Origin of the sequence: Streptomyces sp. TLI_171 (assembly GCF_003610255.1) — a bacterium.
Lineage (GTDB): Bacteria > Actinomycetota > Actinomycetes > Streptomycetales > Streptomycetaceae > Kitasatospora.
Map to the genome: position 1 here is coordinate 7372871 of NZ_RAPS01000001.1, position 26378 is coordinate 7399248.

The 26378-nt window shown below is 73.3% G+C and carries 27 protein-coding genes; 16 read left to right on the forward strand and 11 right to left on the reverse strand.

What is annotated here, in order from left to right; all coding sequences use genetic code 11:
* Nucleotides 1–3: 3 nt before the first annotated feature.
* Together BX266_RS32835 and BX266_RS32840 are read right to left on the reverse strand one after the other, a co-directional pair.
* Nucleotides 4–1605 (reverse strand): right-handed parallel beta-helix repeat-containing protein, encoded by a 1602-nt coding sequence (locus tag BX266_RS32835; RefSeq protein ID WP_180290704.1) that lies wholly within the window; start codon nt 1603–1605, stop codon nt 4–6.
* 108 nt (nt 1606–1713) lie between these two features.
* Nucleotides 1714–2613, reverse strand: coding sequence for an aldo/keto reductase (locus BX266_RS32840; RefSeq protein ID WP_099905877.1), 900 nt, complete (start codon nt 2611–2613; stop codon nt 1714–1716).
* Between the two features lie 79 nt (nt 2614–2692).
* On the opposite strand from BX266_RS32840, the gene BX266_RS32845 reads away from it, so the two are divergent.
* Nucleotides 2693–3745: a helix-turn-helix transcriptional regulator gene (locus tag BX266_RS32845; RefSeq protein ID WP_259465188.1), complete on the forward strand. Its 1053-nt coding sequence runs from the start codon at nt 2693–2695 to the stop codon at nt 3743–3745.
* On the forward strand, nt 3735–4376 hold the full coding sequence (locus BX266_RS32850; protein WP_099905879.1) for an HD family hydrolase: 642 nt from the start codon (nt 3735–3737) through the stop codon (nt 4374–4376). Before BX266_RS32845 ends, BX266_RS32850 begins: the two co-directional genes overlap by 11 nt.
* A 19-nt stretch (nt 4377–4395) precedes the next feature.
* On the opposite strand, the gene BX266_RS32855 is transcribed toward BX266_RS32850, so the two are convergent.
* Together BX266_RS32855 and BX266_RS32860 are read right to left on the reverse strand one after the other, a co-directional pair.
* Nucleotides 4396–4938: an MOSC domain-containing protein gene (locus tag BX266_RS32855; protein WP_099908588.1), complete on the reverse strand. Its 543-nt coding sequence runs from the start codon at nt 4936–4938 to the stop codon at nt 4396–4398.
* 249 nt (nt 4939–5187) lie between these two features.
* On the reverse strand, nt 5188–6111 hold the full coding sequence (locus tag BX266_RS32860) for a LysR family transcriptional regulator (RefSeq protein ID WP_099905882.1): 924 nt from the start codon (nt 6109–6111) through the stop codon (nt 5188–5190).
* An 84-nt stretch (nt 6112–6195) separates the two neighbouring features.
* Here BX266_RS32860 and BX266_RS32865 point away from each other — a divergent pair, with 84 nt between their 5' ends.
* Genes BX266_RS32865 through BX266_RS32875 form a run of 3 tightly spaced genes read left to right on the forward strand, consistent with a single transcriptional unit; the run spans nt 6196 to nt 9625 of the window.
* Nucleotides 6196–6918 (forward strand): succinate dehydrogenase cytochrome b subunit, encoded by a 723-nt coding sequence (locus BX266_RS32865; RefSeq protein WP_099905884.1) that lies wholly within the window; start codon nt 6196–6198, stop codon nt 6916–6918.
* Between the two features lie 38 nt (nt 6919–6956).
* Nucleotides 6957–8900: a fumarate reductase/succinate dehydrogenase flavoprotein subunit gene (locus BX266_RS32870; RefSeq protein ID WP_099905886.1), complete on the forward strand. Its 1944-nt coding sequence runs from the start codon at nt 6957–6959 to the stop codon at nt 8898–8900.
* Nucleotides 8897–9625: a succinate dehydrogenase/fumarate reductase iron-sulfur subunit gene (locus tag BX266_RS32875; RefSeq protein WP_099905888.1), complete on the forward strand. Its 729-nt coding sequence runs from the start codon at nt 8897–8899 to the stop codon at nt 9623–9625. The genes BX266_RS32870 and BX266_RS32875 overlap by 4 nt, the downstream gene beginning before the upstream one ends.
* Here BX266_RS32875 and BX266_RS32880 read toward each other — a convergent pair.
* Nucleotides 9600–9944, reverse strand: coding sequence for a putative quinol monooxygenase (locus BX266_RS32880; protein WP_099905890.1), 345 nt, complete (start codon nt 9942–9944; stop codon nt 9600–9602). The two genes, BX266_RS32875 and BX266_RS32880, sit on opposite strands and share 26 nt — an antisense overlap.
* A 64-nt stretch (nt 9945–10008) precedes the next feature.
* Here BX266_RS32880 and BX266_RS32885 point away from each other — a divergent pair, with 64 nt between their 5' ends.
* Nucleotides 10009–10353, forward strand: coding sequence for a MerR family transcriptional regulator (locus BX266_RS32885; RefSeq protein ID WP_099905892.1), 345 nt, complete (start codon nt 10009–10011; stop codon nt 10351–10353).
* A gap of 7 nt (nt 10354–10360) precedes the next feature.
* Here BX266_RS32885 and BX266_RS32890 read toward each other — a convergent pair whose 3' ends face one another.
* Nucleotides 10361–11362, reverse strand: a complete 1002-nt coding sequence (locus tag BX266_RS32890) for an Lrp/AsnC family transcriptional regulator (RefSeq protein WP_099905894.1) — start codon at nt 11360–11362, stop codon at nt 10361–10363.
* A gap of 118 nt (nt 11363–11480) precedes the next feature.
* On the opposite strand from BX266_RS32890, the gene BX266_RS40335 reads away from it, so the two are divergent.
* On the forward strand, nt 11481–11768 hold the full coding sequence (locus tag BX266_RS40335) for an MFS transporter (protein WP_259464967.1): 288 nt from the start codon (nt 11481–11483) through the stop codon (nt 11766–11768).
* Between the two features lie 41 nt (nt 11769–11809).
* Nucleotides 11810–12910, forward strand: a complete 1101-nt coding sequence (locus BX266_RS32895) for an MFS transporter (protein WP_259464968.1) — start codon at nt 11810–11812, stop codon at nt 12908–12910.
* 105 nt (nt 12911–13015) lie between these two features.
* On the opposite strand, the gene ligD is transcribed toward BX266_RS32895, so the two are convergent.
* Entirely contained in the window at nt 13016–14017 is a 1002-nt protein-coding gene (ligD, locus tag BX266_RS32900) for a non-homologous end-joining DNA ligase (RefSeq protein ID WP_180290705.1), read from the reverse strand.
* Between the two features lie 102 nt (nt 14018–14119).
* On the opposite strand from ligD, the gene BX266_RS32905 reads away from it, so the two are divergent.
* Entirely contained in the window at nt 14120–15178 is a 1059-nt protein-coding gene (locus BX266_RS32905; RefSeq protein ID WP_099905898.1) for an ATP-dependent DNA ligase, read from the forward strand.
* Here BX266_RS32905 and BX266_RS32910 read toward each other — a convergent pair.
* The gene (locus BX266_RS32910; RefSeq protein WP_099905900.1) at nt 15151–16122 is read right to left on the reverse strand and encodes a TetR/AcrR family transcriptional regulator C-terminal domain-containing protein; all 972 of its coding nucleotides are present in this window, start codon (nt 16120–16122) and stop codon (nt 15151–15153) included. The two genes, BX266_RS32905 and BX266_RS32910, sit on opposite strands and share 28 nt — an antisense overlap.
* Nucleotides 16123–16292: 170 nt before the next feature.
* On the opposite strand from BX266_RS32910, the gene BX266_RS32915 reads away from it, so the two are divergent.
* Complete coding sequence (locus BX266_RS32915; protein ID WP_099905902.1) at nt 16293–17522, forward strand: FAD-dependent monooxygenase; 1230 nt, start codon at nt 16293–16295, stop codon at nt 17520–17522.
* Between the two features lie 27 nt (nt 17523–17549).
* Here BX266_RS32915 and BX266_RS32920 read toward each other — a convergent pair whose 3' ends face one another.
* Together BX266_RS32920 and BX266_RS32925 are read right to left on the reverse strand one after the other, a co-directional pair.
* A complete protein-coding gene (locus BX266_RS32920; protein WP_099905904.1) occupies nt 17550–18161 on the reverse strand; it encodes a dihydrofolate reductase family protein in 612 nt (203 codons plus the stop codon).
* A 136-nt stretch (nt 18162–18297) separates the two neighbouring features.
* On the reverse strand, nt 18298–20250 hold the full coding sequence (locus BX266_RS32925) for a fibronectin type III domain-containing protein (protein WP_099905905.1): 1953 nt from the start codon (nt 20248–20250) through the stop codon (nt 18298–18300).
* A gap of 307 nt (nt 20251–20557) precedes the next feature.
* Between BX266_RS32925 and tdh the strand changes: the two genes are divergently transcribed.
* The 3 genes from tdh (at nt 20558) to BX266_RS32940 (ending at nt 23933) form a co-directional block, all read left to right on the forward strand.
* Nucleotides 20558–21589, forward strand: coding sequence for an L-threonine 3-dehydrogenase (gene tdh, locus BX266_RS32930; protein WP_099905907.1), 1032 nt, complete (start codon nt 20558–20560; stop codon nt 21587–21589).
* A gap of 49 nt (nt 21590–21638) precedes the next feature.
* Complete coding sequence (locus BX266_RS32935) at nt 21639–22829, forward strand: glycine C-acetyltransferase (RefSeq protein WP_099905908.1); 1191 nt, start codon at nt 21639–21641, stop codon at nt 22827–22829.
* 183 nt (nt 22830–23012) lie between these two features.
* Entirely contained in the window at nt 23013–23933 is a 921-nt protein-coding gene (locus tag BX266_RS32940; protein WP_099905909.1) for a LysR family transcriptional regulator, read from the forward strand.
* Nucleotides 23934–23936: 3 nt separating this feature from the next.
* Here BX266_RS32940 and BX266_RS32945 read toward each other — a convergent pair whose 3' ends face one another.
* Entirely contained in the window at nt 23937–24278 is a 342-nt protein-coding gene (locus tag BX266_RS32945; RefSeq protein ID WP_099905911.1) for a S26 family signal peptidase, read from the reverse strand.
* 125 nt (nt 24279–24403) lie between these two features.
* Here BX266_RS32945 and BX266_RS40340 point away from each other — a divergent pair, with 125 nt between their 5' ends.
* The 3 genes from BX266_RS40340 (at nt 24404) to BX266_RS32955 (ending at nt 26069) form a co-directional block, all read left to right on the forward strand.
* On the forward strand, nt 24404–24544 hold the full coding sequence (locus tag BX266_RS40340) for a hypothetical protein (protein WP_259464969.1): 141 nt from the start codon (nt 24404–24406) through the stop codon (nt 24542–24544).
* Nucleotides 24541–24954, forward strand: coding sequence for a type II toxin-antitoxin system death-on-curing family toxin (locus BX266_RS40345; RefSeq protein ID WP_259464970.1), 414 nt, complete (start codon nt 24541–24543; stop codon nt 24952–24954). Before BX266_RS40340 ends, BX266_RS40345 begins: the two co-directional genes overlap by 4 nt.
* 104 nt (nt 24955–25058) lie before the next feature.
* Nucleotides 25059–26069 carry a phosphatidylinositol-specific phospholipase C gene (locus BX266_RS32955; RefSeq protein ID WP_180290706.1) on the forward strand — a complete coding sequence of 337 codons (1011 nt, stop codon included), beginning with the start codon at nt 25059–25061 and terminating at the stop codon, nt 26067–26069.
* Nucleotides 26070–26378 lie beyond the last annotated feature (309 nt).

Genomic DNA, 26378 nt, shown 5'->3' on the forward strand with positions numbered 1-26378 from the left:
CCGTCAGGACTGGTTGCCGGCGGCCGTCAGAGTGCCCGTGCCCTGGTCGAGGATCGCGGAAGCGCCCCAGCCGCGCAGGTCGTTGCCGGTGATCCAGGCCCCGTTCGTGCCCGGCAGCACGGCGATCGCCGCCGTCGCGTCCGTTGCCGCGCCGCTGCGCCGGACCTGGTTGCCCTGCAGCGAGACGTTCTTCGCGTTGTTGCCGATCCGGATGCCGTACTTGTCGGCGACGCCGTCCGTGTTCAGCCCGCTGATCACGTTGTTGCGGACCGCCAGGTCGTTGGAGCTGACGCACAGTCCGTGCGTCGCGCACCCCGCGATCCGGTTCCCGCCGACCGTGCTGCCGTCGCTGAAGTTCACGAACATGCCGTCGCCGGCCACGGCGGAGGCCGAGTTGTCCGTGAGGACGCTGTTCGGCGAGTAGTCCAGCTGGATGGCCTGGCAGTTGCTGGCCTTGGCGTTCCGAGCCGTGCCCACGACGGAGTTCCCGCTGACCACCGCCTGCGGCGCGTAGCCGACGTAGATGCCGTACTCGCCCTGGGTCCCCGCCACCACGTTGCCGCTCACCACCAGCCCGGTGATCGGCGCGGCGGCCTTTCCGGCCACCGTGACGCCGCCGTTCACGCAGTCGGCGTTGCCGGTGCCGTCCACGGTGTTGCCCTGGATCAGGATGCCCGAGAGGGGATTGGGCGTGGTCCTGCTCTGCGACCGGACGTCGATGCCCGCGTTCCGCGCCCCCCGGACGGTGTTGCCCGAAACGACGGCGTGCTGCCAGTCCACGACCCGGATGGCCTCCGCCGTCGCGGCCTCGATGTGATTGCCCGTCACCCGGATGCCGGTGTGCACCACTCCCGGCGCACCGTCGTGGTCACCGCACAGCGCACCGAAGTTGTCGTAGCCCGGCGTCGTGGTGGCCCGCAGCGTGCACCCCGAGATCTGCACGTCCACGCACGGCTTGAAGTCGTACGGCGGCGCGGGCAGGTTCCCGGACGAGGTCGAGCCGGTGATCTGCACCGCCTCCTTGTCCCGGTCGACGACCGTGTTCAGGCCGTCGAAGACGCAGTCGAGCACCCGCACGCCGCGCATCGCGTTCAGCTCGATCGCGTGCGCCGACGGCACGTTGACGATGGTGCAGTCACGGATCAGCAGATCCTGCGCGTGCGCGAAGGCGAACGCGTCGGTCTGCCGGGTGAACGTCGCCCCCGCCATGTCCCACGTCCCGCCCAGGACGGTGATCCGCCCCGGCCCCGAGTATCCGGGCGTGTCGCTCCCGTCGATGTTCTTCAGCAGCGCGGAGCAGGCCGTGTCGTTGCGGACGATCCGCGCTCCGTAGGCGCTCACCGTGGTGCCCGCCGCCAGCACCATTCCCGCCGTGAGCAGGTACACCCCCGGTGGAATCAGCACCGTGGCCCCCGCCCCGGCCGCGAACGCCTGCTGGAAGGCGGCGGTCTCGTCCGCGACGCCGTTCCCCACCGCGCCACAGTCCCGGACGTTCACCACCGGTCCGGTGACAGCGGCCTGCGCGCCCTGCGCGCCGACCAGTTGGGCCCCGCCGATGACTCCGAACGCCGTACCGGTGGCCTTGAGCAGCCCGCGCCGATCCATGAGAACTCCCCCTACTGGTGTGATCATCAGCTGAACAGTCGCCAGATCCTAGCGACGTTCTGCAGACGCACAACCCCCCGTCCGGCGGCCGGACCACCGCCGCGGGCGCTACGCCGAGAGGGCGTCCAGGGCGGCGAGTTCGGCTCCGGTCAGGCGCAGGGCGCCGGCGGCGACGTTCTCGGCGAGGTGGGCGGGGTCGCCGGTGCCGGGGATGGCCAGCACGTGCGCTCCCTGGTGCAGGGTCCAGGCGAGCCGGATCTGGGCCGGGGTCGCCCCGTGGGCCCGGGCGACGCGATGCACGGCCTCGTGGTCGGGGCGGGTCGCGCCGGAGGTCCGGCCGTCGCCGGCGATGGCGTAGAACGGCACGAAGGCGATGCCCGACTCGCCGCAGGTGCGCAGGAGTCGCCGCTGCCCGGGGGACGCGCCGAGGCCGTACATGTTCTGCACGCAGGCGACCGGCGCGATGGCCCGGGCCTCGTCCAGGTGGTGCGGGTGGATGTTGGACAGGCCGAGGTGGCGGACCAGGCCGGCGTCCCGCAGCTCGGCGAGGGCGGCGAAGCGCTCGCCGATCGGGTCGGTGCCGACGATGCGCAGGTTCACCACGTCGAGGTGGTCGCGGCCGAGCTGGCGCAGGTTCTGCTCGACCTGGCCGCGGAGTTCCCGGGGCGTCGCATGGGGGAGCCAGTGCCCGGACGGGTCGCGCCCGGGCCCGACCTTGGTGACCAGCACGAGGTCCTCGGGGTACGGGGCCAGCGCCCGGTTGATCAGCTCGTTGGCGCAGCGCAGCGACGAGAAGTAGAACGCGGCGGTGTCGATGTGGTTGACGCCCAGCTCCACCGCCCGGCGCAGGACGCGGACCGCCTGGTCCCGGTCGCGCGGGGCGGCGTCCGGCACCAGGGCCTCGCCGTGCTGGGGCAGGCGCATCGCGCCGAAGCCGATCCGGTGGACGGTGCGGTCGCCGAGGGTCCAGGTGCCGGCGTCCGCGGCGGTGATCGGGTGTGCAGTCATGCCGGAAGGATCGCCGCCGCAGTAGGGTGACCGCCAGAGATTAGGGCATGTGTGAATCCATGGGGGTGCAGTGGCGGAACTGGCGTTCTCGGCCGGCGACTTGGCGCAGCTGCGGTTCGCGGTCACGCCGATGTGGCAGGTGGTGACGGGCTACCGGCTGCTCCGCGGCGGGGCCTCCTGCCCGCCGGTGCACCGCCCCTGGGCCGAGCAGGTCGGGCCGCGGCTCGCGGCGGCCGGGCTGGACCGCGGCTGGCTCGCCGAACTGGTGCCGCCGGCCGGGTTCTACCCGAAGTTCCTGAACCCGGCGCCCGCCGGCCCCGCCCCCACCCTGGAGCAGGAACTGACGGCCCTTCGGTCCTCGCCGCCGGAGCTGGTCCACCGCGACCTCGACCACCTGGAGCACCACCGCGGGCCGCTCGGCCCCCGCGCCCGGGCCCTGCGCCAGGCGCCCGAACAGGCGCTGGCCCGACTCGCCCAGGAGATCCGCACCTACTGGGACGTGGCACTCGCCCCGTACTGGGCACGGATCCGCGCGGTGCTTGACACCGACGTCATGCACCGGGCCCGCCAGGTCGCCGAGCACGGCGCCGGGCGGGTGCTGAACGACCTGCACGCGGCCGTGAACTGGGACGGGGACGTGCTGCACCTGACCCGGTGGAGCAAGCCGCTCGCCCGCTCGGCGGCCGGCCCCGGCCTGGTCCTGGTCCCGTCCGCGTTCACCGGCCCCCGGGTGCCGACCCGCGTCGCGCCGCCCGATGCGCCCCAACTCGTCTACCCCGCCCGGGGCGCCGGCACCCTCTGGGCGCCCGCGCCCGCCGCCGGCACGGACGCCCTGGCCGCCGTCCTCGGCCGCTCGCGGACCAGGCTGCTCGCCGAACTGGACACGCCCGCCTCGACCACCCAGCTCGCGCACCGGACCGGCCTGTCCCCGGCCGGGGTCTCCCAGTACCTGACGGCGCTGCGCGCCGCGGGCCTGGTCAGCGCCCACCGGGTGGGCCGCAGCGTGCTCTACGCCCGCACCGCCGCCGCGGAGACGCTGCTCGACGCGGCCGCCACGGCCCGACCCGACGACACCGCAGGAACCGCCGTGCGTGCACCCACCGCCGTGGCACGATGGCGGCATGAGCGATGAACGGCGACGGCTGCTGGTGGACGAGACGCCCTTCCCCGAGGGCCTGGAGGAGCGGCTGCGCTCCCAACTGACCTTCCTGGTCGAGGTGGACCGGCTCAAGACGATCCTGCGGCAGTCGCCGCTGGCGGCCGCCGCGCGGCGGGAGAACGACGCCGAGCACTCCTGGCACCTGGCGATGATGGTGGGGGTCCTCGCGGAGCACGCCGACGAGCCGATCGACGTCGGGCACACCGTCCAACTGGTGCTGCTGCACGACCTGGTGGAGATCTACGCCGGGGACACCCCGCTCTACGACAGCGCCGCGGGCGTCGACCAGGCGGAGCGGGAGGCGGCCGCCGCCGACGAGCTGTTCGGGCTGCTGCCGGCCGACCAGGCGGAGCGGATGCGGGCGCTCTGGGACGAGTTCGAGGAGCGGCGGACCCCCGAGGCGCGATTCGCCAAGGCGATGGACCGGCTCCAGCCGCTCCTGCTCAACTGGATGGCCAAGGGCGGCACTTGGCGCACCCCCGGGGTGACCGCCGAGGAGGTCCGGACCCGCAAGGCGGTGATCGGCGACGCATCCACCGCCCTCTGGGAAGCCGGCCGGTTCCTCATCGACGAGGGCGAGCGCCGCGGCTGGGCCCGGAGCTGACGCGGCCCCGACGGAATCGTCAGACGCGTTCGAGCGGGCGGTGCGGGCCGTCCGGCAGGGTGACGGTGAGGGGGTCGCCGGGGCGGATCTCGCCGCCCGCCAGGACGACGCCCATGATGCCCGCCTTGCGGACCACCTGGCCCGAGGCGTCCCGGCCGACCACCTGCTTGAGCAGGCCGGCCCGGAAGCCGTCGATCTGGGCGCACGGGTTGCGCAGGCCGGTGACCTCGACGACGGCGTCCGCGCCGAGGTGCAGCAGCGCGCCGGTGGGGAGGGCGAGCAGGTCGACGCCGCGGGTGGTGACGTTCTCGCCCAACTGACCCGGGGCGACGGTGAATCCGGCCTCCGCGAGTTCGTCGAACAGCTCGCCGTGGATCAGGTGGACCTGACGGAGGTTCGGCTGCGTCGGGTCCTGGGCGACCCGGGAGCGGTGCTTGACGGTGACTCCGGCGTGCACGTCGCCCTCGACCCCGAGGCCGGGCAGCAGCCGGATGACGTCCCGGTTGGGCTTGGTGAACGCGTACGCGCCGTTGCTGCTGACCGCCGTGACAGTGCCGGACACCCGGACCACCTCTCATCGAACCGATGTTCCGTGCACCCACCCTATGCGGTGGCCGTCCGGACCCGGCGGGCGGGATGCCCCGCGGGCGGCCACGGCGGCCGGGTGCGGAAGCCACCCGCCCGTGGCTCCCGCCGGGACCGCTCTGCGGGCCACGGATGCTGCCCGTCCGGTCTCGGCCCCCGTGTTCGGCTGCCCGCCGCTCGCCTGCCCGGGGCTGCCCTGTGGGCCGGGCCGCGGGGCCGGCGCCGGTCAGTCCGGCGGGAGCAGGCGGGTGCCCGGGGGCAGGGAGCCGGCGCGGTCGGCCTCGACCAGGTAGGCGAGCAGGGTGCCGCGGAAGGCGGCGGCGGCCCGGGTGAGGGGGAGGTCGCGGCCGTGGGCGACGGCGATGGTGCGGCCGAGGCCGGGGGAGGTGAAGGCGGTGGCGTGCAGTCCGGAGCGGGCGGCGACCATGCCGGGGACGACGGCGGGGCCGAGGCCGGCCCGGACGGCGGCCAGGACGGCGTCCATCTCACCGCCCTCGACGGCGTAGCCGGGTTCGAAGCCGGCGTCGCGGCAGGCGGCCAGGGTGGTCTCGCGGACGTCGTAGCCCTCGCGGAACATCACCAGGTCGTGGCCGCGCAGGTCGGTGATCCGGGCGCGGCGCCGGGGGAGCGGCTCGGCGGACACCAGCACCAGGTCCTCGTGCAGCAGCGGGGTGACGGCGAGCGCGGCGGAGGGTTCGGAGGCCGGGGCGATGACCAGCGCGAGGTCGAGCTCGCCGGCTTCCAGGTCGCGGACCAGGTCGCGCGAGCCGCCCTCGGTGAGGTGCAGGTCGACGCCGGGGTGCCGGGCCCGGTAGCTGCGCAGCACCTCGGGCACCAGGCTGGCGCAGAGCGAGGGCGGCGCGCCGAACCGGACCCGGCCCCGCCGCAGCTGCACCGTCTCGGCGACGGCGCGCCGGGCGGTGTCGGCGTCGGCGAGGATCCGCCGGGCCAGCGGCAGCAGCGCCTGGCCGGCGTCGGTGAGGGTGGTGCCGGAGCGCGAGCGGTGGAACAGTTCGGCGCCCAACTCCTTCTCCAGGGCGCGGATCTGCTGGGAGAGGGAGGGCTGCGAGACGTGGCTGGCCTCGGCGGCCCGGGTGAAGTGCCGGGCGTCGGCGACCGCGACGAAGTAGGCGAGCTGGTGGAACTGCACACCAGCCATCATAGGCGGGGCCTATCGTCAGCAGCGTTTTCATGTCTTGGACACCGCCGAGGGGCCCGGCCTACGGTCATGGTCATGGCTTCTGCGACTAGGACGACCCGGACCTCCAGCCCCGGCCGGCACCCGTCCTCCCTGGTGGCGCTGTGGCGCAGCTCGGTCGGCAAGAAGGCCGTGATGGCGGTCAGCGGACTGGTGATGCTCGGGTACCTGGTGCTGCACATGCTCGGGAACCTCAAGGTGTTCTTCGGCCCGGACGACATCAACGGCTACGCGCACTGGCTGCGCACCCTGGGCCAGCCGCTGCTGCACTTCGGCTGGTTCCTCTGGCTGGCCCGCCTGGTGCTGCTGGCGGCGGTGGTCGCGCACGGCACGGCGGCCTACCAGCTGTCCCGCCGCGACCTGAAGGCCCGGCCCACCAAGTACGTGCACCGGCGGCGGCAGAGCAGCTACGCGACCAGGACGATGCGCTGGGGCGGGGTGATCCTCGGCCTGTTCATCGTCTGGCACATCCTCGACCTGACCACGCTGACGGTGAACCCGGCCGCCGAGGAGGGCCACCCGTACCAGAACATCGTGGCCTCGTTCTCGACCTGGTACGGCGGCGGGATCTACTGCCTGGCGATGCTGGCGCTCGGCCTGCACGTGCGGCACGGGTTCTGGAGCGCCGCGCAGACCCTCGGCGTCAACAACCCGCGCCGCGACCGGGCGTTGAAGCTCGGCGCGAACGCGCTGGCGCTGCTGCTCACCGCCGGGTTCCTGTCGGTGCCGGTCGCGGTGATGACCGGACTGGTCCGATGAACCCGACGGATCGTCAACTCCCCAGTGAAGAGGCCACGATGAGCTACCTGGACTACACCGTCGGCGAGCCGGTCGCCGACACCAAGGCCCCGGTCGGGCCGATCGAACAGCGGTGGGACCAGCGGCGGTTCGAGGCCAAGCTGGTCAACCCGGCGAACCGGCGCAAGCACACCGTGATCGTGGTCGGCACCGGCCTGGCGGGCGGCGCGGCCGGCGCGACGCTGGCCGAACAGGGCTACCACGTCGTGCAGTTCTGCTTCCAGGACTCGCCGCGGCGGGCCCACTCGATCGCCGCGCAGGGCGGCATCAACGCGGCGAAGAACTACCGCAACGACGGCGACTCGATCCGCCGGCTGTTCTACGACACCGTCAAGGGCGGCGACTTCCGGGCCCGGGAGTCCAACGTGCACCGGCTGGCCGAGGTCTCGGTGGAGATCATCGACCAGTGCGTGGCCCAGGGCGTGCCGTTCGCCCGCGAGTACGGCGGCCTGCTGGACACCCGCTCGTTCGGCGGCGTCCAGGTCTCCCGGACCTTCTACGCCCGCGGCCAGACCGGCCAGCAGCTGCTGCTCGGCGCGTACCAGGCGCTGTCCCGGCAGATCGCGGCCGGCAACGTGGAGATGCACCCGCGCACCGAGATGCTCGACCTGCTGGTGGTCGACGGCCGGGCCCGCGGCATCGTCGCCCGGGACCTGGTCACCGGGGAGATCAGCACGTACACCGCGGACGCGGTGGTGCTCGCCAGCGGCGGCTACGGCAACGTGTTCTACCTCTCCACCAACGCCAAGAACTCCAACGCGACGGCCGTCTGGCGCGCGCACCGGCGCGGCGCGCTGTTCGCCAACCCGTGCTTCACCCAGATCCACCCGACCTGCATCCCGCGCTCCGGCGACCACCAGTCGAAGCTGACCCTGATGAGCGAGTCGCTGCGCAACGACGGCCGGATCTGGGTGCCGAAGGCCAAGGGGGACACCCGCCCGGCCGCGCAGATCCCGGAGGACGAGCGGGACTACTACCTGGAGCGGATCTACCCGGCGTTCGGCAACCTGGTGCCCCGCGACATCGCCTCCCGGGCCGCCAAGGTGGTCTGCGACGAGGGCCGCGGAGTCGGCCCCGGCGGGCAGGGCGTGTACCTGGACTTCGCCGACGCGATCGCCCGGCTGGGCCGGGACGCCGTCGAGGCCAAGTACGGCAACCTGTTCGAGATGTACCAGCGGATCACCGCCGAGGACCCGTACACCGTGCCGATGCGGATCTACCCGGCGATCCACTACACGATGGGCGGGCTGTGGGTCGACTACGACCTGCAGACCACCGTTCCCGGCCTGTTCGCGATCGGTGAGGCCAACTTCTCCGACCACGGCGCCAACCGGCTCGGCGCCAGCGCCCTGATGCAGGGCCTCGCCGACGGGTACTTCGTGCTGCCGCCCACCCTCAACGACTACCTGGGCCGCACCAAGCTCGCGCCCGTGCCCGGCGACCACCCGCAGATCGCCGACGCCGAGGCCGAGGTCGCCGACCGGCTGAACCTGATCCTGGCCGTGGACGGCGACCGCACCCCCGACTCCTTCCACCGCGAACTCGGCGAACTCCTCTGGGAGGAGTGCGGAATGGCCCGCGACGAGGCCGGGCTGCGCCGGGCGCTGGCCCGGATCCCGGAGATCCGCGCCGAGTTCTGGCGCCGGATCAAGGTCCCCGGCACCGGCGAGGAGCTCAACCAGGCCCTGGAGAAGGCGAACCGGCTGGTCGACTACTTCGAACTCGCCGAGCTGATGTGCCTGGACGCGCTGCACCGCGCCGAGTCCTGCGGCGGCCACTTCCGCACCGAGTCCGCCACCCCGGACGGCGAAGCCGCCCGCCGCGACGAGGAGTTCGGCTACGCCGCCGCCTGGGAGTTCACCGGCACCGGAGAGGCCCCCGTCCTGCACAAGGAAGAGCTCGTCTTCGAGCACGTCCACCCCACCCAGCGGAGCTACGCGTGAAACTCACCCTGCGCATCTGGCGCCAGCAAGGCCCGGACACCCCGGGCGAGATGACCGAGTACCGGGTCTCCGGGATCAGCGAGGACATGTCCTTCCTGGAGATGCTGGACACCCTCAACGAGGAACTGATCCTGCGCGGCGAGCGGCCCGTCGCCTTCGACCACGACTGCCGCGAAGGCATCTGCGGCGCCTGCGGCATGGTCATCAACGGCCAGGCGCACGGCCCCGAGCGCACCACCACCTGCCAGCTGCACATGCGGCACTTCGACGACGGCGACACCATCGACGTCGAACCCTGGCGGGCCGGCGCGTTCCCCGTGGTGCGCGACCTGGTGGTGGACCGCTCCGCCCTCGACCGGATCATCGGCTCCGGCGGCTACATCACCGCCCCCACCGGCGCCGCCCCCGAGGCGCACGCCACCCCCGTCCCCAAGGAGGCCGCCGACCTGGCCTTCGAGCACGCCGAGTGCATCGGCTGCGGGGCCTGCGTCGCCGCCTGCCCCAACGGCTCCGCGATGCTGTTCACCGCCGCCAAGGTGGTCCACCTCAACGTCCTCCCGCAGGGCGCGCCGGAGCGCGCCTCCCGGGTGCGGAACATGGTGGAGACCATGGACGAGGAGGGCTTCGGCGGCTGCACCAACACCGGCGAATGCGCCACCGCCTGCCCCAAGGGCATTCCGCTGACCGGGATCGCCCGCCTCAACCGCGAGTTCCTGCGGAGCTGACCGGCTCCCCGAACAGCCACCCCTCGTACGCTTCCGGAGCACCCGCCAGGTGCTCCGGAAGCCTTGCCAGCACGTCCTGCAGCACCTGCGTGCCGTGGTGCGCCGCCAACGCCGCCCGGCTCGCCCAGAGCTCGTACAGGAAGAAGCGGCCGTCCGGCTGCTCGTGCAGGCGGTACACCAGGCTGCCCCGGTGCGAGCGCGAGGGCTCCACCAACTGCGCGAGCAGCGCGCCGAGCTGTTCGTGGTGGCCGTCCTTCGCCGTGAGGAATCCGTACAGCGCGACCGGCTCGGACCCGTCCGTGTTCTGGTTCGTCGTCATGGGAACGACCGTAGGATGTGACACCGGTGTGAGGTTCAAGCCGGAGGGGTGTGGGGTGGGTCACATGCGGATCGGGGAGCTGTCCAGGGCCACCGGTGTGCCGGTCCGGCTGCTGCGCTACTACGAACAGCAGGAGCTGCTCGCCGCGCACCGCACGCCCGGCGGCCACCGCGAGTACCGGGCCGACGCGCCCCTGCAGGTCGGGCGGATCCGGGCGCTGCTCGCCGCCGGGCTGACCACCCGCACCATCCGGGAGCTGCTGCCCTGCTACGAGGACGGCGAACTGCACGCCTGCGTCCGCGACCGGCTCACCGCCCAGCTCGCCGAGCTGAACGCCCGGATCGGCGAGCTCACCACCGCCCGGGACGCCCTCGCCGACCTCACCGCCCGCGTCCCGCAGGCAGCTTGACGGCTGATCAGGACGGGCGGGGTATGAGCGGCGGGAGCGGTCCGGGCCCCTTGACGATCCGGATCGTCGGCGCGGTCTCCACGTGCTGCACCCCGGGCAGCGCCGCGACCCGCTCGGTCAGGTAGGCGTACAGCTCCTGCACCGTGCGGGTGACCACCACGGCGTGCAGATTGCTCGGCCCGGTGGTCGCGGCGGCGTACGCCACCTCAGGGTGCGCTGCCAACGCCGTTCCCGCGGCGGCGAGTTCGGACGGGACGACGTTCAGCCACAGGCAGGTGTGGGTGCGCAGCGCGAAGATCCGCCAGTCCACCTCCAGGTCGAAGTAGAGCGCGCCCGAGGCGGCCAGCTCCTCCAGGCGGCGGCGCACCGTGCTCTCCGACCGGGCGCAGGCGGCGGCCAGCTCCGCCACCGGGGTGCGCCCGTCCACCGCCAGCGCGGCGAGCATCCGGCGGTCCGGGTCGTCCAACTGCGCCAGCGGCCCGCCCGGTCGGTCCACCCGGACGGCCCCGGCGGTGAGGGCGGACACCTGGTCGGCGGAGAGCGCACCCGACTTGATCGCCAGGCTCTGCGCGCCGCCGAAGAAGGTGTGGATGATGCAGTGCGCCGTCACGCTCAGCACGCTGGGGGTGCGCGGCAGGTGTTGCAGCAGCAGGGAGTGGTCCGAGGCGTCCGGCGAGGACCGGGTGGAGCAGGAGATCTCGGTGCCGCCGGAGTTCAGCGCCACCCACGTGGTGTCCTCCCGGCGGGCCAGCGCCGCCGCCACCCCGCCCGCCGCGTCCGGCGTGCAGCGCACCCGCAGCTGCCAGCGGACCTCGCCCAGCCGCTCCGGGTCGGTCAGCCCCAGCACCCGGATCAGCCCCGCCCCGCGCAGCCGCCCGTACCGGCGCGCCACCGTCTGGTCCGACACGCCGAGAACCGCCGCCAGCCGGCTGAACGCCGCCCGCGGCGCCAACTGCAGGGCGTGCACCAGCTGCCGGTCGAGGACGTCATAGCCGCTGTCGGAAACCACCGCCCCAGGTTATCGGATGTCGAAAACCGCCGGGATCGACCGATCGGATAGGGATTTCCGGCGCACCGGCGGAGAGTGCGAGGGCCAAGCAACTCCGTCCCGGAAGGACGACGCCCCCGTGCGCAAGTGGATACCCCTGACGGCGATCTGCGTCGGCGCGTTCATGCTGCTGGTCGACGCCAGCATCGTGAACACCGCGCTGCCCGAGATGTCCGAGGACCTGCACTCCGGCTTCACCGCCCTGCAGTGGGTGGTCGACGTCTACGCCCTCACCCTCGCCGCCCTGCTGATGGCCTTCGGCTCGCTCGGCGACCGGCTCGGCCACCGCCGGCTCTACCTGGCCGGCCTGGCCGTCTTCGGCGCGGCCTCACTGGCCTGCGCGCTCGCCCCCGACGCAGGACCCTGATCGCCGCCCGCGCCGCCCAGGGCATCGGCGGCGCCGCCATGATGACCTCCACCACCGCCCTGCTCAACGCCGCCTACCAGGGCCGCGACCGCGGCGCCGCGTTCGGCGTCTGGGGCGCCGTCAACGGCGCCGCGGCCGCCGCCGGACCCGTCCTCGGCGGCCTGCTCACCCAGCAGTTCGGCTGGCGGTCGATCTTCCTGGTCAACCTGCCGATCGCCGCCGTCGCCGCGGTCCTGACGGTGCGCCACCTCGCCGCCGGCCGGCCGCGCGCCACCGGACGCCTCGACCTGCCCGGCGCCGCCGCCTTCACCGCGTTCGCCGCCGCCCTCACCTACGGCCTGATCGAGAGCGGCGAACGCGGCTGGTCCGACCCGCTGGTGATCCTCCCGCTCGCCGCCGCCGCGCTCGCCGCCGGGGTCTTCGTCACCGTCGAACTGCGCACCGCACAGCCCCTGCTGGACCTCCGCCTGCTGCGCAACCCGTCCTTCCTCGGCCTCACCCTGGCCGGCCTGCTGCTCACCGCCGCCGCCTTCGCCCAGCTCACCTACACCGGCCTCTGGCTCCAGCAGGTGCTGCGGCTCGGCCCGCTGAACGCCGGCCTCGCCGTCTGCGCGCTGGCCGCCGCCGCCTTCGTCACCGCCCCGCTCGGCGCCCGCCTGCTGCACCGCGCCGCCCCGCGCCTGCCGATCGCCCTCGGCCTGACCCTGATCGGCGGCGGCACGCTGCTGCTCACCGTGGTCTCGGCCGGCTCCGGCTGGACGGCGCTGCTGCCCGGCCTGCTGACCGTCGGCGTCGGCGTCGGCCTGGCCACCCCGCCGATGATGTCCACCGCGCTCGCCACCGTCCCTCGCGAGCGGGCCGGCATGGCCTCCGGCGCCTTCAACACCGCCCGCCAACTCGGCCTCGCCCTGGGCATCGCCGTCCTCGGCACCGTCTTCCAGAACTCGCTGCGCCACCACCCGGGACCCGACCCGCGACACTCCTACGCCGCCGCCCTGGACAGCATGTACACCGTCGCGGGCGCGGCCGCACTGCTCGCCGCCGCCCTGGTGGCGCTGCTGGTCCGCCGCCCCGCCCCGATCGCACCGGCTCCCGCGCCGGCCACCGCCGCCGCTCCCGCCCCGGTGGGCGGCGGCCGCTGACGGACCGGTCCGGGCCGCTGCGCCCCCGGGCGCCAGGGCGGGGCCGTCGCCAGCCGGCTGCGCAGCGCCCACCACCAGTGCGCGGCCCGTTCGACCGACGGTCCGTCACTCCTCGGTCTTCCTGGCCCGGCTGGGCTGCACCCGGGCCGGCTCGCCCGGCATCTTGGGGTGGTCCGGCGGGTACGGCAGGTCGCCCGCGTCCTGGTGCGCGTACAGCTCCAGGACACGCTCCAGCGAGGCCCGGTGCTGCTCCATGTCGGCGTGCAGGTCGCCGAGTTCGGCGAAGCGCTCGGGGACGGTGCGCAGCGTGAAGTCGGCGGGGGAGACCTGCTCCAGCTCCTCCCAGCGCAGCGGGGTGGAGGCGGTGGCCTGCGGGCGGGGGCGCAGCGAGTAGGCGGAGGCGATGGTGCGGTCGCGGGCCATCTGGTTGTAGTCGACGAAGATCCGCTCGCCGCGCTCCTCCTTCCACCACTTGGTGGTGACCTCGCCGCCGGTGCGGTGCTCCAACTCGCGGCCGAGCGCGATCACCGCGTGCCGGCAGTCGGTGAACGTCCAGCGCGGCTCGATCGGCACGTAGACGTGCAGGCCCCGGCCGCCGGAGGTCTTCGGCCAGCCGGTCAGGCCGAACTCCTCCAGCAGCGGCCGCAGTTGGAGCGCGGCGCGGACGGCGTCGGAGAAGTCGGTGCCGGGCTGCGGGTCGAGGTCGATGCGCAGCTCGTCGGGGTGCTCGGTGTTCTCGCGGCGCACCGGCCAGGGGTGGAAGGTCAGGCAGCCGAGGTTCGCCGCCCAGAGCACCGCGGCCTGCTCGGTCGGGCAGATCTCGTCCGCGGTGCGGCCGGAGGGGAAGGCGATCCGCGCGGTCGGCAGCCAGTCGGGGACGTTCTTCGGGGCGCGCTTCTGGTAGAAGAACTCGCCCTCCACGCCGTCCGGGAAGCGCTGCAGCGTGGTCGGCCGCTCGCGCAGCGCGCGCAGGATCCCCGGGGCGACCGCCAGGTAGTACTCGGCGACGTCCCGCTTCGTGTACCCGGGCTCCGGGTAGTACACCTTGTCCGGGTTCGACAGCCGCACCGTCCGGCCGTCGACCTCCAGTTCCACAGCTGCAGCCATGCCCTCCACGCTAGGGCCGGTCGGCCCCGGCGGCGCGCGCTGCGACACGCCGGGGCCGCCGACACGCCGTCAGGTCCGTACCGGCGGGCGACCATCGGAGGCATGCAGCTACCCGTGATGCCGCCGCTGTCGCCGATGCTCGCCAAGGCCGTCGCCGCGATCCCGCCCGGCATGCAGTACGAGGCGAAGTGGGACGGCTTCCGGGCGATCGTCTTCCGCGACGGGGACGAGATCGAGCTCGGCTCCCGCACCGGCAAGCCGCTGACCAGGTACTTCCCCGAGGTGGTGGAGGCCGTCCGGGAGCAGCTGCCGGAGCGGTGCGTCATCGACGCGGAGATCGTGATCGCGCACGACGGCCGGCTGCACTTCGAGGAACTGCTGGAGCGCATCCACCCCGCCGCGTCCCGGGTGCGCACCCTGGCCGAACGCACCCCCGCCTCGCTGGTCGCCTTCGACCTGCTGGCGCTGGACGACGACGACCTCACCGACCGCCCGCTGCTGGAGCGCCGTGCCGAACTCGCCCAGGCGCTCGGCGCCGCCACCGCGCCCGTCCACCTCGCCCCCGCCACCACCGACCTGGACACCGCCCGCAGCTGGTTCTCCCGCTTCGAGGGCGCGGGCCTGGACGGCGTGGTCGCCAAACCGCTGGACGCCCCCTACCGGGCCGGCGAGCGCACCATGTTCAAGGTCAAGCACACCCGGACGGCCGACTGCGTGCTGGCCGGCTACCGCGAGCACAAGTCGGGCCCGGTGGTCGGCTCGCTGCTGCTCGGCCTGTACGACGCCGAAGGGCGTCTGCAGCACGTCGGCGTCAGCGCGTCCTTCCCGATGAAGCGGCGCGCCGAACTGGTCGAGGAACTCGCTCCGTTGCGCCTCGACGACCTCTCCGGCCACCCCTGGGCGGCCTGGGCCGACGAGCAGGCGCAGGCGAGCAGCCGGCTGCCCGGCGCGGTCAGCCGGTGGACCGGCAAGAAGGACCTGTCCTGGGTGCCGCTGCGCCCCGAGCGGGTGTGCGAGGTCGGCTACGACCACATGGAGGGCACCCGGTTCCGGCACACCACCCAGTTCAAGCGCTGGCGGCCCGACCGGACGCCGGAGAGCTGCACCTACGAGCAGCTGGAAGAGCCGGTCTCCTACGACCTGGCCGAGCTGCTGGCCTGACGGGCCTTCGCGTCGGTCCGCTCCAGCAGGACCGCGAGGCCGTCGAGCAGGCGCTGCAGGCCGAACTCGAACAGCTCGTCCAGGTCGAAGTCGTAGCCCTCCTCGGTGACCCGCAGGAAGGTCGGGTAGCCGGCGACCAGCTCCAGGTAGCGGGGCTCCTGCTGGTCCATCCAGGCCTCGGCGTCCTGCCCGGTGGCGGCCTCGGCGGCGGCCTCCATCTCCAGGTTGAGCGCGGTGCCCCGGACGTAGTTGAAGACCGTCAGGTAGGCGGTGAGCACGCTCTGCAGGTCCAGGCCGGCCGCGGCCAGCGAGGAGAGCATCCACTCGCCGTAGGGCAGGGCGTTGGCCAGCGGCTGGGGGCGGGTCACCGACAGCGCGGAGGCCAGCCACGGGTGGGCCCGGAACAGGCCCCAGAGCTGATGGGCCGCCAGCTCCAGGCGGGTGCGCCAGCCGTCGTCCTCGGCGGACAGCGCCAGCTCGGTGAAGACCCGGTCCATCATCAGGTCGAGCAGGCCGTCCTTGTCGGGCACGTGCCGGTACAGCGACATGGTGGCGACGCCCAGTTCGGCCGCCACCCGGCGCATCGACAGCGCCTCCAGGCCCTCGGCATCGGCCACCGCGACGGCCGCGGCGACGATCCGATCCGCCGTCAGACCGCCGTCGGGGAGGGTTTGGCGGGGCGCCGACCGCCCGGCCGGGCGCTCGGGCGTCCGCTCGGTCGGCCGGTCCGGGGCCGCGCTGTCGGCGACCACCGTGCCCACGCCGGGGACGGCCCGCACCAGGCCCTGGCCCCGCAGCTCGGTGAGCACCCGGGTGGCGGTGGCCATCGCCACGTTCCACCGGCGGGTGATCTCCCGGGTGGACGGCACCCGGTCGCCCGGGCGGAGCTCGCCGCGCTCGATCCGCCCGCGCAGTTCGGCCGCGATCTGTTCGTAGCGGTCCACCCGCTCCACCTCCGCACTAGTGCACCGACCCGCCCCATGCTAGCTGCGCGGGTGGCGGCGGCGCCAGCCCCGAGGGCCTTTCCCGGCGCACTAGTGCACTAGTGCAGAAATCCGCTCTACCCTTCTGGTAAGGCTTGCCTAGTGCGCGCGTACGGCGTACGTTCGGTGTCATGAAGAACGCGAAGAAGCACATCGACATCCTCGTCTCCGGCGGCGGCATCGCCGGCCCCGCCCTGGCGTACTGGCTACGCAAGGCAGGCTTCCGTCCCGTCGTGGTGGAGCGCGCCCCGGCCCCCCGCCCCGGCGGCCAGACCGTCGACCTGCGCGGCGCCGGCCGCACCGTGATCACCCGGATGGGCCTGCTCGAACGGGCCCGTGAACTCGCCGTCGACCAGCGCGGCATCGCCCTGGTGGACCGCCACGGCAAGCACACCGCCCGGCTCCCCACCGAGCTCTTCGGCGGCGAGGGCATCGTCTCCGACCTCGAACTGCTCCGCGGCGACCTCGCCGCCATGCTGTACGAGGCCACCGCCGACGAGGTCGAGTACCTCTTCGACGACAGCGTCACCGTGCTCCACGAGGACGCCGACGGCGTGCACGTCACCTTCGAGAACGCCCCGCCGCGCCGCTTCGACCTGGTGGTCGGCGCCGACGGCCTGCACTCCGCCGTGCGCCGTCTCGCCTTCGGGCCCGAGCACGAACTGGTGTCCCCGCTCGGTTGCTGCACAGCCTGGTTCACCACCCGCGCCGACCTGGACCTCGACGGCTGGTTCCTGATGTACAACGCCCCCGGCGGCCTGGTCGCCACCGCCCGCCCGGGCCGCCTGCCCGGCGAGATCAAGGCCGGCCTGAGCTTCCGCTCCGCGGACTTCGCCTTCGACCGCCACGACCGGGCCGGCCAACAGCGGGCCCTCGCCGAGAAGTTCGCCGGCCGCGGCTGGGAGACCGACCGGCTGCTCACCGCGATGGCCACCGCCGACGACTTCTTCTTCGAGTCCATGGGCCAGGTCCGCCTCGACCGCTTCACCCGCGGCCGGGTCGCCCTGATCGGCGACGCCGCCTGCTGCCCCACCCCGCTCACCGGCCTCGGCACCAGCCTCGCCCTGGTCGGCGCCTACCTGCTGGCCGGCGAACTCGCCACCCACCCCGAGGACTTCACCACCGCCTTCGCCAACTTCCAGCAGCAGATGCAGCCCTACGCCGCCACCGCCCAACAGCTCCCGCCCGGCGGCGTCCGCGGCTACGCCCCCGGCAGCGCCGCCATGATCGCGCTGCGCGCCGCCTCGATGCGCTGGATGACCCGCTGGCCGCTGCGCCGCATCATGGAGGCCCAGGCCGCCAAGGCGAGCGAGGTCGAACTCCCGGACTACACCCGGGTGATGGCCGGACAGCAGGCGTGAGCGGGCCGACGCCCGCGAGGACGGCGGTCAGTCCGGCCGGGCGATCCGGTAGCGCAGATGGGTGACGGTCGGGGACGCGATCACCTCGACCGGCTCCATCGCCGCGTCCACCCCGTCCCACAGCCGCTCGCCAGCGCCGAGCGTCACCGGCACCAGGTGCAGCACCAACTCGTCCAGCAGCCCGGCCCGCAGGTACTGCCGCACGGTCGCCGCGCCACCCGCGATCTCCACGTCCTGCTCGCCGGCCGCCGCGAGGGCCCGGTCGAGGGCCGCCCCGATGCCGTCCGTGACGAACTCGAAGACGGTGCCGCCCGCCATCGGCAGCGGCTCGCGCGGGTGATGGGTGAGCACGAACACCGGTGCGTGGTAGGGGGGTTCGGTGCCCCACCAGCCAGTCCAGCCGTCGTCCCAGGCGCCCCGGCCGGGGCCGAACATGTGCCGCCCCATGATGTGCGCACCCGTGTTGGCGTGCAGCACGCCCAGCAGGTGTGCGTCCTGCTCCCGGCCGGGCCGGTCGGTCTCGAACATCCAGGCCGTCAGCGCCTCCGCCCCGGCGCCGAACGGCTGCTCCAGGCTCTGCCCCGGCCCGGCGGTGAACCCGTCCAGCGAGATGGCGAGGTTGGCGGTCACGAGTCCCACGAAAGCTCCCGGTCCGGTCGGCGGCGTCCACCCGCGATGCTAGGCACCTGCACCGCCGCGGGCGCCGACGAATCGCCGGAAGCCCGCGGGCCCCGGCCTCCGCGAGGGAGACCGGGGCCCGGGGGTCGACGGTGGGTCAGCCGGTGAAGCCGGCGGTGATGGAGGTGAACTGCCAGTCCGACTGGGCGATGCCGGAGCAGGTCTCCTGGAGGCCGCCGCCCGCGCAGCCGCGGTCGCGGTTGACGGACCAGAAGGCCAGCCGGGCGATGTGGTTGGTGTTGGCCCAGTCCCGGATCGCGGTCCAGTTGGCGACGGTGGTGGTCTCGTTGTTGTCGCTGAGACCGTTCATGCCGGAGATGCCGACGTGCGAGTACGCGGTGGCGTCGTCCCAGCCGTACACCGACTTCAGCTTGTTCTTCAGGCCGGTGGCGGCGCTGACGGTGGCGCTGTACATGTCGGTGGAGGCGTTGCCGAAGTCGAACGGCATGATGGTGAAGACGTCGATGTCCGCGCCGATCGCCTTGGCCTGCTCGATCAGGCGGTTGCCGTCGGCCGTCGGGCCGCTGGTGGCGGTGCCGAAGGTGACGATGGTCCGGATGCCCGGGTTCTTCTGCTTGACGATCTTCAGCGCGTTCAGGATGCGGTCCTGGACGGTGTAGTTCTCGAACTCGTCGGTGTTCTCGATGTCGATGTCGATCGCCTTCAGGCCGTAGGCGTCGATCACCTTCTGGTAGGCGCCGGCCAGCGCGGTGGCGTCGGCGCAGTTCGGGCCCAGCTTGTTGCCCGACCAGCCGCCGAAGGACGGGACGACGTCGCCGCCCGCTGCGCGCACCGCGTTGATGGTCTGCTGGTCCACGCCGTTCAGCAGCGGACGCTGGCTGTCCCAGGCCGGGTTGCAGCCGTTCTGCGCCAGCACGAACGCCATGGTGAACCACTTGATGCCGGTGGCGTTCATCACGGTGGTCGCGGCCGGCGGGTTGCCCCAGCCGTTGTACAGGTACGGCGCGGCCTGCTTGAAGCCGCTCGGCGTGGTGCCGGGGGAGGTGGTCACCGCGAGGGAGTTGGAGGCGGCGGAGACGTTCCCGGCCGCGTCGCGGGCCTTCACGGTGAAGGTGTACGCGGTGGACGCGGTCAGGCCGGTCACGGTCGCCGTGGTGCCGGTGACGGTGGTGGCCAGTGCGCCGTTCTTGTACACGTCGTACGCGGTGACGCCGACGGCGTCGGTGGAGGCCGTCCAGGACAGCGACACCTGGGTGGCGGCCGTCGCGGTGGCGGCCAGGTTGGCCGGCGCGGTCGGCGCGGTCACGTCCGAGCCCGACGGCGTGGTCACCGCGAGCGAGTTGGAGGCGGCCGAGGCGTTGCCGGCGGCGTCGTGCGCCTTCACGGTGAAGGTGTACGCGGTGGCGGCGGTCAGGCCCGTCACGGTGGCGGAGGTGCCGGTGACGGTGGTGGCCAGGGCGCCGTTCTTGTACACGTCGTAGCCGGTGACGCCGACGTTGTCGGTGGCCGCGCCCCAGGACAGCGAGACCTGGGTCGAGGCGGTGGAGGTCGCCGCGAGCGAGGTCGGCGCGGTGGGCGCCTGGGTGTCCGGGGTGCCGCCGCCCGGGCCGTCCAGGCTGATGTCGTCCGCGTAGTAGGTGCCCTGGCCGTACCAGCCGTTCAGGTACACCTCGGCGCTGGTCTGGGTGGCGCCGGTGGTGAAGCTCACGGTCAGCTGCTGCCAGTTGGCGGCCGCCGGGGTCCAGGTGGAGCCGCCGCCGGTGACGCCCAGGTAGACGTAGTTGCCGCGGACCCAACCGGACAGCGAGTAGGTGGTGTTGGGCTGCACCGCGACGGTCTGGACGCACTTGGCGTTGTCCGAGGCGCTGGCGGCGGCGGCCAGCGCCTTGGCGCCGCCGTGGACCGGGGTGGAGACCACCGAGCCGAGCCCGCCGGAGCAGGACCAGCCGCTCAGCGTGCCGGTCTCGAAACCCGGGTTGGTCAGAACGTTCGCGGCGCTCGCGGCGGTGGGGACGGCCGCGACCGCGGCGGTCGCCAGCAGCAGCGCGGCCGCGCCGACCGCGGTCAGGCGACGGTTGGGGGCGTGCACGGGTACCTCCAGTGGGGGTTGGGGGTGGAGGTGCGGGGGAGCGCGCACAACAAAATGGACTGGACCAATCGGGTATGTCAAGGCTAGGTCAAGGCGCGGACGGCCGCTGACCCCCCGTCAGCACCCGCCGCGCACTGCTCCGTCCGGGTGCGTTACGGCACGCCGCCGAGGCCCCCGGGCCCAGCTCGGGCACGATCGTTCAGCGCTGCTGTGGCACCCGTTAAGAATTCCTCGATGGACCGCACCCACGGTGACCAGGCAGATTTCCCCTCAGCCCCGTTTCGTACCTGCGTCAGGAGCGCTCGCCGTGAAGGCACTCGTCAAGCTGAACGCCGAACCCGGACTCTGGATGACCGACGTCCCGGAGCCCGAGATCGGCCCCGGCGACGTCCTGATCAAGGTCCTGCGCACCGGCATCTGCGGCACCGACCTGCACATCCGCAAGTGGGACGGCTGGGCCCAGCAGACCATCAAGACCCCGATGACCATCGGCCACGAGTTCGTCGGCGAGGTCGCCCGGATCGGCTCCGCCGTCGCCGACATCGCCGTCGGCGACCTGGTCAGCGGCGAGGGCCACCTGGTCTGCGGCAAGTGCCGCAACTGCCTGGCCGGCCGCCGCCACCTGTGCCGCAACACCATCGGCCTGGGCGTCAACCGGGACGGCGCGTTCGCCGAGTACGTCGCGCTGCCCGCCTCCAACGTGTGGGTACACCGGGTCCCCGTCGACCTGGACGTGGCCGCGATCTTCGACCCGTTCGGCAACGCCGTGCACACCGCGCTGTCGTTCCCGCTGGTCGGCGAGGACGTCCTGGTCACCGGCGCCGGCCCGATCGGCATCATGGCCGCCGCCGTCGCCAAGCACGCCGGCGCCCGCAACGTCATGATCACCGACGTCTCCGCCTACCGCCTCGACCTGGCCCGCAAGCTCGGCGTCACCCTCGCCCTGGACGTCTCCCGGCACACCATCGAGGACGGCCAGCACCAGCTCGGCCTGCGCGAGGGCTTCGACGTCGGCCTGGAGATGTCCGGCCGCCCCGAGGCCATGCAGTCGATGATCGCCAACATGACGCACGGCGGGAAGATCGCCATGCTCGGCCTGCCCGCCGAGCAGTTCCCGATCGACTGGTCCGCGGTGGTCACCTCGATGCTCACCATCAAGGGCATCTACGGCCGCGAGATGTTCGAGACCTGGTACGCGATGTCGGTGCTGCTCGAGGGCGGACTCGACCTCAGCCCGGTGATCACCGGCCGGCACGCCGCCCAGGACTACCAGGACGCCTTCGACGAGGCCGCCGGCGGCAACTGCGGCAAGGTCATCCTCGACTGGACGACGCTCTAGAACCCCGTCTCGGCAAGCCCGCTGATCCTTCGTTAGGAGCGACACCCCCGTGTTCGAGAACGTCCGCGACGACCTCGCCGCCACCCTCGCCGAGATCCGCGAAGCCGGCCTGTTCAAGCCGGAACGCGTGATCGGCACCCCGCAGTCCGCCGAGATCACCGTCACCTCCGGCAGCGGCGGCCAGGTGCTCAACTTCTGCGCCAACAACTACCTCGGCCTCGCCGACCACCCCAAGGTGGTCGAAGCCGCCAAGGACGCCCTGGACCGCTGGGGCTACGGCATGGCCTCGGTCCGCTTCATCTGCGGCACCCAGGACGTGCACAAGGAACTGGAGCAGCGCCTCTCCCAGTTCCTCGGCCAGGAGGACACCATCCTGTACTCCTCCTGCTTCGACGCCAACGGCGGCGTCTTCGAGACCCTGCTGGACGAGCGCGACGCCGTCATCTCCGACGCCCTCAACCACGCCTCCATCATCGACGGCATCCGGCTGTCCAAGGCCCGCCGCCACCGCTACGCCAACCGCGACCTCGCCGACCTGGAGCAGCAGCTCAAGGCCACCCAGGACGCCCGCCGCCGCCTGATCGTCACCGACGGCGTGTTCTCCATGGACGGCTACATCGCCCCGCTCGCCGAGATCTGCGACCTCGCGGACCGCTACGACGCCATGGTCATGGTCGACGACTCGCACGCCGTCGGCTTCGTCGGCCCCACCGGCCGCGGCACCCCCGAACTGCACGGCGTGACCGACCGCGTCGACATCATCACCGGCACCCTCGGCAAGGCCCTCGGCGGCGCGTCCGGCGGCTACGTCGCCGCCCGCCGCGAGATCGTCGCCCTGCTGCGCCAGCGCTCCCGCCCGTACCTGTTCTCCAACTCGCTCGCCCCGGTGATCGCGGCCGCCTCGCTCACCGTGCTCGACCTGCTGGAGACCAGCGACGACCTGCGGGCCCGCCTGAAGGCCAACACCGAGCTGTTCCGGACCAGCATGACCGAGGCCGGATTCGAGATCCTGCCGGGCGAGCACGCCATCGCCCCGGTCATGATCGGCGATGCCGCCAAGGCCGGCCGGCTCGCCGAACTGCTGCTGGAGCGCGGCGTCTACGTGATCGGCTTCTCCTACCCGGTGGTGCCGCACGGCGCCGCCCGGATCCGGGTCCAGCTGTCCGCCGCGCACAGCACCGCGGACGTCGAGCGCGCCGTCGCCGCGTTCGTCGACGCCCGGGCCGTGCTGGAGGGCTGACCGCCCCGCAGGACCAGGGTGCGGGCACCCTCGACCGCGCCCATCCCGGGGACACCCCCCAACCCCCCTCCGGGGGCGTCCCGCCCGGCGCGGGGAGCTTTGCACCGGCTCCCCGCGCCGGGTCACCTCCCGAGCCGCTCCCGCCTGGTCCGGGCCGCTCCGACGCGCTGGCAGAATTGACCCGTGATCGACGCACGACGGCTGCGGACCCTGCGGGCCGTGGCCGACCACCGGACCGTGACCGCCGCGGCGGCCGCGCTCTACCTGACCCCCTCCGCGGTCTCCCAACAGCTCGCCGCCCTGGAACAGGAGACCGGCCACACCCTGCTGGTCCGCGACGGCCGCGGCGTCCGGCTCACCGCCGCCGGGGAGATCCTGCTCACCCACGCCGACGCCGTGCTCGCCCAACTGGAGCGCGCCGAGGCCGACCTGGCCGCCTACAGCTCCGGCGCGGCCGGCGAGATCACCGTCGCCGCCTTCGCCACCGGCATCGCGCTGGTGCTCGCCCCCGCCATCACCGCGCTCGCCGGGAACGCCCCCGGCCTGCGGGTGCGCGTCCTCGACGCCGAGGGCGACGCCAGCCTGCCGATGCTGCTCGACGGCCGCGCGGACATCGCCGTCGCCGTCGAGTACCGCGGCGCGCCGCGCCCCGACGACCGCCGCCTCACCCGGCTCCCGCTGTACGCCGAGCCCTTCGACGCCGTCCTCCCGCTGCACCACCCGCTGGCGGCGCGGCCCGGCCCGGTCGCCGTCGCCGACCTGGCCGCCGAACCCTGGATCGGCCCCTACCCCGGCAACCCCTGCCACGACGTGGTCCTGCTGGCCTGCGAACACGCCGGCTTCCAACCGCGCCTGGTGCACTCCTCCGACGACTTCCGCGCCGTCACCGCGCTCGCCTCGGCCGGCGCGGGCGTCGCCCTCGTCCCGCGCTCGGCCCTGCGCGGCGCCGAACTCTCCGCCGTCGCCGTCCGCCCCGTCGACAGCGCCCTCGCCACCCGCAAGGTGTTCGCCGCGACCCGGGCCGGCGCCGAACTCCACCCGCTGATCAGCCCCGTGCTCGCCGCCCTGGCCGACGCCGCCGGACACCTCGACCGCCCCGCCTGAGGGTCAGCGCACCTTCGCGGCCGCCCCGGGCCTCGGCGCGCCGTCCACCGCGACGCAGATCCCGAACACCCGGTCGTGGCCGGTCCAGCCGTTGACCCGCCCCCGGTTGTTGCTGATCTGCACCCGCCGGCGGGCCGGCTCCAGCGCCGACACCAGGTGCAGGTACATCGTCCCCGCGACGCGGGCCAGCACGATGTCCCCCACCGCCAGCCCGGCCGGATCGACCGGCGCGACCGCGACCACCTGCCTGCTGCGGATCAGCGGCACCATCGACGACCCGCTCGGCCGGAACTCCACCTCGGCCCCCGCGGCCACCCGGGCCGCCACCGCGTCCAAAGCACCCATGCGCGGATGCTCCCACCCCGCCCGCAGCCGCCACCACCGGATTTCCCGGCCAGGAAAACCCTTCGACCCGACGTCCCGTCAACTGCTACGTTCCGTACCCGAATCGGCCGGGAGGAGGCACCGAGGTGGAGCAGCGCGAGCAGGAGCAGCAGGACCCGAGGCGCACCCCCTGGGCGCCCGAGGAGCGGGCCGCGCGGCGGGCCGCACTGGTGGCGCGGATCCGGGCCGCCAACGCCGAGACGCTGGAGAGGCTGGCCGAGCTGTGAGCACGGACACCACGGGCGCCACGGGCGCCACGCACGGCACGGACTTCCTGGACGAGGAGGACATCGCCCACCTGCTCGGCGACGCCGCCACCGTGCGCGAGCGCTCGCTGCTGCAGTCCGCGCTCGGCCGGCCCCGCGCCTCGGTCTTCGGGGCCGACGCCTACCCGGACGTGTGGACCAAGGCGGTCGCGCTCGGCGAATCCCTCGCCCGCAACCACCCCATGACGGACCGGAACAAGCGCACCACCTTCGAGTCGATGCTGCTGTTCCTGGACTACAACGGGCAGCCGTACGCCGACCCGCACCCCGATGCCGCGGTGGAGTTCGTGCTCCGGCTGGCCCAGGGCGGCTACGCCGGTCAACTCGCGGTCGCCGTGGCCGACTTCCGCCGGATGCTCGGAGCAGCCTGACCCGAATCGCCGAGGGGCCGGGCGCATGCCCCTCGGCGGCTCTGGGCATGAACCGGACAACATTCGGGGCCGGGTCGGGCCGGCCGGACCGGGGGAGCGCACCCATGACCATGGCACGCCGCACACTGCTCACCAGTGGCGCCGCAGCCCTCGCGGGCGCCCTCGGCGGGCTGGCCCTCCCGGCCCGGGCCGCCCATGCCGCGCCGCCCGCCGCGCCCGGGCAGGCCGCCGCACCACGGCTCCTGGCCGCGTCCGGGCTCCGCAGCACGCCCGGCGGAGTGCCCACCGCCGACTGGATGGCCCGCCTCGACGCCGGCCGCTCCCTGCTCGGCCTCACCGTCCCCGGCACCCACGACTCGTGCTGCACCGATCCCGCTCACGGCACCGAGTGGTCCCACACCCAGAACTGGGGGGTGCCCGAGCAACTCCTCCAGGGCGTCCGGTTCCTCGACATCCGGTGCAACGGACTGCAGGGGACGGCCGACGAGCTCGGCGTCTACCACTCCGACGCCTACCAGTACGTCCGCCTCCAGGATGTGCTGGACCAGTGCCGCGCGTTCCTGACGGCCCATCCGGGCGAGACGGTCGTGATGCGCCTCCGGAACGAGAACGCGGGCGGCCAGGCCCTCGACGCCGCGGAGTTCCGCCGCCGGATCAACCACTACCTCGACGACCTCGGCTACCGCGCCCTGTTCCACCTGTACGGCTGGCCGACCCTCGGCGCGGCCCGCGGCCGGATCGTGCTGGTCGCCGACTTCGCCAACGACTGGGGCCTGATCCAGTGGTCCAGCGGCAGCAACGCGTACTTCCGCACCCAGGACCTCTGGCAGACCGACCAGCTGTTCCCGCTCCGCGTCAAGGGGCGGGCGATCACCCAGCAGTTCGACACCGCCGCCGCCGACCCCGGCTCGCCGCAGATGTACGTCAACTTCCTCAGCTACGCGGGCGGTTACTGGCCCAAGACCGCCGAGCAGACCTTGATGGACCAGTCGATCTACCCCTACCTCACCGCCCACGCCGGCCGGATCGCCCGCTACGGCATCGTCCCGATGGACTTCCCCGACTTCCACGTCAACGTCCTGCAGGCGCTGATCGACCAGAACTTCCTCGCCTGACGGCCTGACGGCCTGACGGCCTGACGGCCTGACGGCCTGACGGCCTGACGGCCTGACGGCCTGACGGCCTGACGGCCTGACGGCCTGACGGCCTGACGGCCTGACGGCCTGACGGCCTGACGGCCTGACGGCCTGACGGCCTGACGGCCTGACGGCCTGACGGCCTGACGGCCTGACGGCCTGACGGCCTGACGCTCCGAGGCCCCCGGCGACCGCTTCGCGACCGACGCGAATCGGCCGATCCGGGGGCGTTCTGACAGCTCAAGGCCTGCGCTGGCATATGCTGCCGGGTGGTCAGCGACGACCGCC